Below are 6,000 nucleotides of genomic sequence, written 5' to 3'. Positions count from 1 at the left end.
TCCTCCGCCACTATTTTTAAAAGATACATTGGGAAAAATAACTGTTACATCAGTAATATCATCAACGCTTTGAGGTGGATTGTTTTTATCAAAAGTGTAGAAAGCTAAAGTATTCAGATATCCAGCACCTTCGGAGACAAATGTAATCCATACGTCGGCACTTTCAATGAGGTTAATATTTTGCTCGTAAATTTCCCATAAATATTCAGGGTGATAATCAGGAACTGGTTGATTTTCAGGCAAGGCATTGTTGATATCTGCAAGAAATTCAGCTGTTATTACATCTCCAGTTGCTTCAAGATATCGGGGAGTTCCATCGCGTTTCCAAGTCCCTAGATAATTTAGAGTAAACTGTGTTGCTTCAGTAGATTTATTTGATGGAGCAACTCCTTCATCGTCGTCGTCAGTATGGATAGGAATACCACCAAAAATATAGTCTAATCGGCCTTCGGTAATGGGGACTTTTATTTCGTTAGGGAATCCAAGATAGTCTGTGCCTACAACTAGAGAATCCATTGCAGTTGCAAATCGATAATTGATTTCGAAAAGACCATTAGCATTAACAAAACCACTAATTATTTCTTTACCGCCGAGAGCTTCATAATCGCTAAACAGGCTAACTTTTATAGAGGGAATGGGTTGACCGGTATTGTCTAAAGTTTGAATAGAAACAGAAACAATAGCAGAAGTTTCCCAATCAAAATCATCTCCGGCTACTAATTCCGTTAAATCACTTGCGTTTGTATTGGTTTCGGCATTGGGATCTACTTTTAGCGGTAGTTTCTTAACACAGGAGCCAAGCACAATGGCTAGGCCAAGAATCAGAATAATATTTTTAATTTTAAAAGTCATGCGTTTCGTTTAAATATTTACAAATCAGGTTTTTATATCCAATTTGTATTGCGTTTTTCAAGCGTGTAATAGCATCTGTTTAGATGCAAAAATAATACTATATTCTTTATTTTTAATCATTATAATTTTTAATTTCTTGCCAGCCTACTAGTTGATCGAAAGTTGTGCTTGGGGCACGGTAATACACTCGAATAAAATAACTGTTTGGTGTTTGAAAAAAACTACCTTCTATTGAGGCTACATCTGCTTTATTTTCTCCTTTCTTTTTTAAAGCATACTGATAGCTGTAATATCCTTGTTTTAAAAGTATTTTTGTGTGATAAACTTTTGAGTTGTAATCATAGCTGAGTTTGTTACTTAATCTCCATAAATCGAAACCGCCTAATATATATACATCTCTATCGGTATAAGGATTTTCACTCGAAAGCAGAAAAGTAACTAAAGCGTATTCTGCTTCTGAATCAGCATCGCTATAATCTTTAGATTCGATAAAAAATTTGCCAAATTGAGTAGGCTCATTTTTATATGGAGTATTAACTCTTTTTTTTGAAATAAGGAGTTCAACTTCATCAATATTTCCGGTTTTATCAATGGAATAAACATATTCCGAATTATAAGACAGACTGCTAAAATCGAAAAAACGGAAAGTATTTAGTCCGGGAAAGATATTTCCCTTTTGAAGATTAAAGTCCATAATTCCATCGCGAATGGAAAGGGGTTCTAACTTATTGATTTGATTATCGTAACGACCGTTTTGTTGAATTTGAGTGGTGATTTCGCGTGAAGGAAAGCGACTGTTTAAAGCACTGATATTTACTTTAAAACTAATTTCCTGACTAGTGTTTCTTGTTTTCGGATTACTTGAAGCCATAATATTTCCACCAACAGTACAGAGTGGATTTACAACATATAATTTTTTTGTTATAATAGGATTTTCAGCTTCTCCTTCGGGATAAACTTTTAATATATAATTTCCGGAATATTGAATTTGAATATCATAATTTGGAATTGTCAAATTGTAATGTACAAATGGAACTTTGGTATTTTGCGAAAATTGATAATCTTGAATGTAAGCTTCGGTATAACCGTCAAGGTATTCGTTGGGCGAAAGGTCGGATTCTTGCCATTCTGAGTTACAATGAATTAGTGTATAAGCAAATTCTCGATAATCACTATCTATCTCATCAAATTCCAAAATTAGTGGCTGTTGTTCATTTAAAAATATTATGGCTTCACCAAGCGGATTATTTTCAGGATAAAGTTGTACTGTTTTAATGTTTTCGGTAAATATTTTATCAGTAAAAACATTTTGAGACAGGATGTTTGACATAAAAAATATAAGTAAGAGAAAAGTAATATTTAGCCTTAAGTTATTTTTCATGGTTTTTTATTTATCAAAAATAAAAAGGAAAAATACTTTTTTAGAGCTAATCGGGAAAATGTTATAAACTGTTTTATTAAGAAAATAGAGGTTATAAAAAACAAAATTCGTATGTGAAGTTTCGATTATTATCAATATTCGTATATAAAAAAGTTGAGGAAAATCAGTTAAATGCTAAACTGACAAGATAATATATAACTAATCTATATAAGGATTGATTATTTTTGAGAATTGTAATTATTTGATAATATGATATTTATAATGTATAAATTTGTTATGCATGTTAATATTTGCTAATGTGTTTTTTTATTGTTATTTAAAAAACAAATTTATAATTTAGCCTCGTTTTTATAGGGGGAATAGCATTCATTCTTTATTATTAGAAACCATAAAAGGATTAAATATTTTTAGTACTAAAATTCAAGAATTTTAAAATTAATCAATACTAATTTCAGTCAAATAAATTTATGTCAGAAGTAATTAAAATTAAAAAAGGTTTGACGATAAAACTTCAGGGAGAAGCTGATAGAAAGCTTAGTGAACTTGGCTCTTTGAAGTATGCATTAAAACCTACCGATTTTATTGGCGTATTTCCAAAATTGAACGTGAAAGAAGGCGATAAAGTTAAAGCTGGAAGTCCGGTATTTTATGATAAATATCGTGAAAATATTCAGTTTACATCGCCTGTGAGCGGTATAATTACAGGAATTAAGCGTGGAGCTAAACGTGTATTGTTAGAAATACGAATTGAGGCAGACGAGAAGAATGAATATGTAGATTTCGGAGCTGCTAATCCGGTAAGTTTAGATCGCGAAGCCATAGTGGAAAAATTATTACAAAGTGGTTTATGGTCTAGCATTCGTCAACGTCCTTATTCAACAATTGCCGATCCAACAGTAAGTCCAAAAGCCATTTTTATTTCGGGCTTCGATAATGGACCATTGGCAATAGACTACGACTTTGTTTTGCAAGGAAAAGGAGAGGCATTTCAAACAGGTTTGGACGCATTGATAAAATTAAGCAAGGGGAAAGTACATCTGAACTTAAATGCTAAAGACACTAAAACGGAGGTCTTATTAAATGCAAAAAATGTTAACATTAATCTGATTGAAGGTAAATATCCGGCAAGTATGATTGGTGCTCAAATAGCAGCTATTGATCCTATTAATAAGGGCGAAGTAGTGTGGATGGTTAATGCTCAGGATGTTGTAACTATTGGAAACTTATTTTTAAAAGGTAAATATATTCCTGAAAAGCTTTTTGCAGTTGCCGGTTCGGAAATTTTAAAGCCTCATTATTATAAAGCTAAAGTTGGGGTTTCTATTAAAGATATGATTACCAATAATATTACCGAAGGGAATTTACGCTTTATCAGTGGAAACCCTCTTACCGGTACACAGATTGAATCCGGTGGATATCTTAGTTTTTACGATAATCAGTTAAGTGTTATTCCGGAAGGAGATTATTATCAGTTTATAGGTTGGATAACGCCTAATCTAAATAAGTTTAGTTACTTCCGTTCTTTATTTTCTTGGCTGATGCCTAAAAAAGAATATCGTTTAGACACTAATCTTAACGGTGGTGTTAGAGCTTTTGTAATGACAGGTCAGTTTGAGAAAGTATTTCCTTTTGATATTTATCCTATGCAGTTGATAAAAGCTATTATGAGTCAGAATATTGATTTGATGGAGAATTTAGGGATTTATGAGGTAGCTGCCGAAGACTTTGCTTTGATAGAATTTATCAGCACATCGAAAATTGAAATTCAGTCGATAGTGGCAGAAGGTCTTGAGTTTTTAAGAAAAGAAATGAGTTAATAGAAAAACTAAACGCTAAATGAAAGCTTTACGAAAATATTTAGATAAAATTAAGCCAAATGTTGAGAAAGGAGGAAGGTTCCATTATATGCTTTCAACTTTTGAAGCATTTGAAACTTTCTTATTTGTTCCAAATACGGTAACAAAAAAAGGAAGTCATATACGTGATGCAATAGATCTTAAAAGAACCATGTTTATGGTTGTTATAGCATTAGTACCGGCTTTCCTTTTTGGAACATGGAATGTTGGATATCAACATAATTTATCAATAGGGGTTGATGCAGATATACTAACGAACTTTATGTATGGTATTTGGTGGGTACTCCCATTGGTTATTGTATCATATGTTGTAGGATTAGGAACTGAATTTGTGTTTGCTCAAATGCGTGGGCACGAAGTGAATGAGGGTTATCTTGTTTCAGGTTTCTTAATTCCACTTATTGTTCCTGTAACCACTCCTTTATGGATGGTTGCTTTAGCTACAATCTTTGCTGTAATTATTGGTAAAGAAGTATTTGGAGGAACGGGAATGAATATTATGAATCCTGCATTATTGGCAAGAGCATTTCTTTTCTTTGCGTATCCTTCTCAAATGTCGGGCGATAAAGTGTGGATATCCGAAAAAGCTGATGCTTTTTCCGGTGCAACTCCTTTAGGACATCTAATGACTGCAACAGATAGTGTTGACTTACCTTCTGTATCTGATGCTTTTTTTGGTTTTTTACCCGGTTCGGTGGGTGAAACGTCAACCTTTGCAATTTTAATAGGTGCCGTTATTTTATTATGGACAGGAATAGCCAGTTGGCGCGTTATGTTTAGTGTGTTTGTTGGTGGTTTTGTTATGGGATTTTTATTTAACCAAGTTGGTGCTAATGTGTATATGAATGATGTTCCTGCATATTACCATTTAATTTTAGGAGGATTTGCTTTTGGAGCTGTGTTTATGGCTACAGATCCTGTTACAGCTGCACAAACTAATAAGGGTAAATATATTTATGGTTTTCTTATAGGTGTTATGGCAGTTCTTATTCGGGTATTAAATCCTGCTTATCCCGAAGGAATGATGTTGTCTATATTACTTTTAAATGTGTTTGCTCCATTAATAGACCATTATGTAGTACAAGGAAATATAAAACGTAGAAATAAACGTGCAAAACAAATTGCTGTCTAACCATTAAAATTATAGAAAATGAATACAAATAGTAATACATATATTTTTATTTATGCCTCTGTAATGGTTATCATTGTGGCTGCGGTGTTATCTACTGCTGCAACATTGTTAAAGGATAAGCAATTACAGAACGTGAAAAACGAAAAAATGTCGGCAATCTTAGCATCTACCGATATTGAATCTACTCCGGAAACAGCAGAAACACTCTATAATAAATATATTACAGAAGAGTGGATTATTAGTTCTACCGGTGAGATAACAGATTTATATAAAAACGGAAATTTTGAAAAAGGTGATAAGAGGGCCTTTGATGTAAATATGAAAACAGAGCTTTTTAATAAAAGCAATGGGGAAGAATTTAATTCTCCTCTCTTTGTTTGTCATATTGAGAACGATACCTATTACATTATTCCTTTATTGGGAAAAGGTTTGTGGGGTCCAATATGGGGGAACTTAGCTTTACAATCGGATTTTAACACGGTAAAAGGTGTTGTTTTTGATCATAAAGGAGAAACTCCCGGTTTAGGTGCGGAAATAGTTTTCCCTGCTTTTACAAATCCTTTTGTCAATAAAACAATATTTGATAAACAAGGTAATTTTACTTCTATTAAAGTGGTAAAAGGCGGTATTGCAAAATTAGCTTCTGCCATGCAAATTCACGGTGTGGATGCTATCTCCGGAGGTACTATCACATCCAATGGTGTAGATGCTATGCTTAAAAATTGTCTCGAAAATTATGTTCCATATATTAAAAGCAAGAAATAATGAGTGAACAAGCA

Annotated in this window: 5 protein-coding genes; 3 read left to right on the top strand and 2 right to left on the bottom strand. The window is 32.9% G+C overall.

Features of this window, described 5'->3' with window-relative positions; all coding sequences use genetic code 11:
* A partial coding sequence (locus tag J7K39_06300; GenBank protein ID MCD6179497.1) for a hypothetical protein occupies window positions 1–852 on the bottom strand: 852 nt, incomplete at its 3' end.
* Between the two features lie 112 nt (window positions 853–964).
* Window positions 965–2,233: a DUF5103 domain-containing protein gene (locus tag J7K39_06295; protein ID MCD6179496.1), complete on the bottom strand. Its 1,269-nt coding sequence runs from the start codon at window positions 2,231–2,233 to the stop codon at window positions 965–967.
* Window positions 2,234–2,700: 467 nt separating this feature from the next.
* On the opposite strand from J7K39_06295, the gene J7K39_06290 reads away from it, so the two are divergent.
* From J7K39_06290 to nqrC, 3 genes are read left to right on the top strand one after another with little or no spacing between them, the layout of a single operon-like run.
* Window positions 2,701–4,050, top strand: coding sequence for a Na(+)-translocating NADH-quinone reductase subunit A (locus J7K39_06290; GenBank protein ID MCD6179495.1), 1,350 nt, complete (start codon window positions 2,701–2,703; stop codon window positions 4,048–4,050).
* 19 nt (window positions 4,051–4,069) lie between these two features.
* Complete coding sequence (locus tag J7K39_06285; GenBank protein MCD6179494.1) at window positions 4,070–5,221, top strand: NADH:ubiquinone reductase (Na(+)-transporting) subunit B; 1,152 nt, start codon at window positions 4,070–4,072, stop codon at window positions 5,219–5,221.
* 18 nt (window positions 5,222–5,239) lie between these two features.
* A complete protein-coding gene (gene nqrC, locus J7K39_06280; protein MCD6179493.1) occupies window positions 5,240–5,986 on the top strand; it encodes an NADH:ubiquinone reductase (Na(+)-transporting) subunit C in 747 nt (248 codons plus the stop codon).
* Window positions 5,987–6,000: the final 14 nt, after the last annotated feature.

Source organism: Bacteroidales bacterium (genome assembly GCA_021157585.1).
GTDB lineage: Bacteria > Bacteroidota > Bacteroidia > Bacteroidales > UBA12170 > UBA12170.
This window is presented reverse-complemented; position numbering and strand designations above follow the sequence as displayed.

Coding starts and splice junctions, on each gene's coding strand:
- J7K39_06295 (MCD6179496.1), bottom strand. CDS start 2,233: ATGAAAAATAACTTAAGGCTAAATATTACTTTTCTCTTACTTATATTT.
- J7K39_06290 (MCD6179495.1), top strand. CDS start 2,701: ATGTCAGAAGTAATTAAAATTAAAAAAGGTTTGACGATAAAACTTCAG.
- J7K39_06285 (MCD6179494.1), top strand. CDS start 4,070: ATGAAAGCTTTACGAAAATATTTAGATAAAATTAAGCCAAATGTTGAG.
- nqrC (MCD6179493.1), top strand. CDS start 5,240: ATGAATACAAATAGTAATACATATATTTTTATTTATGCCTCTGTAATG.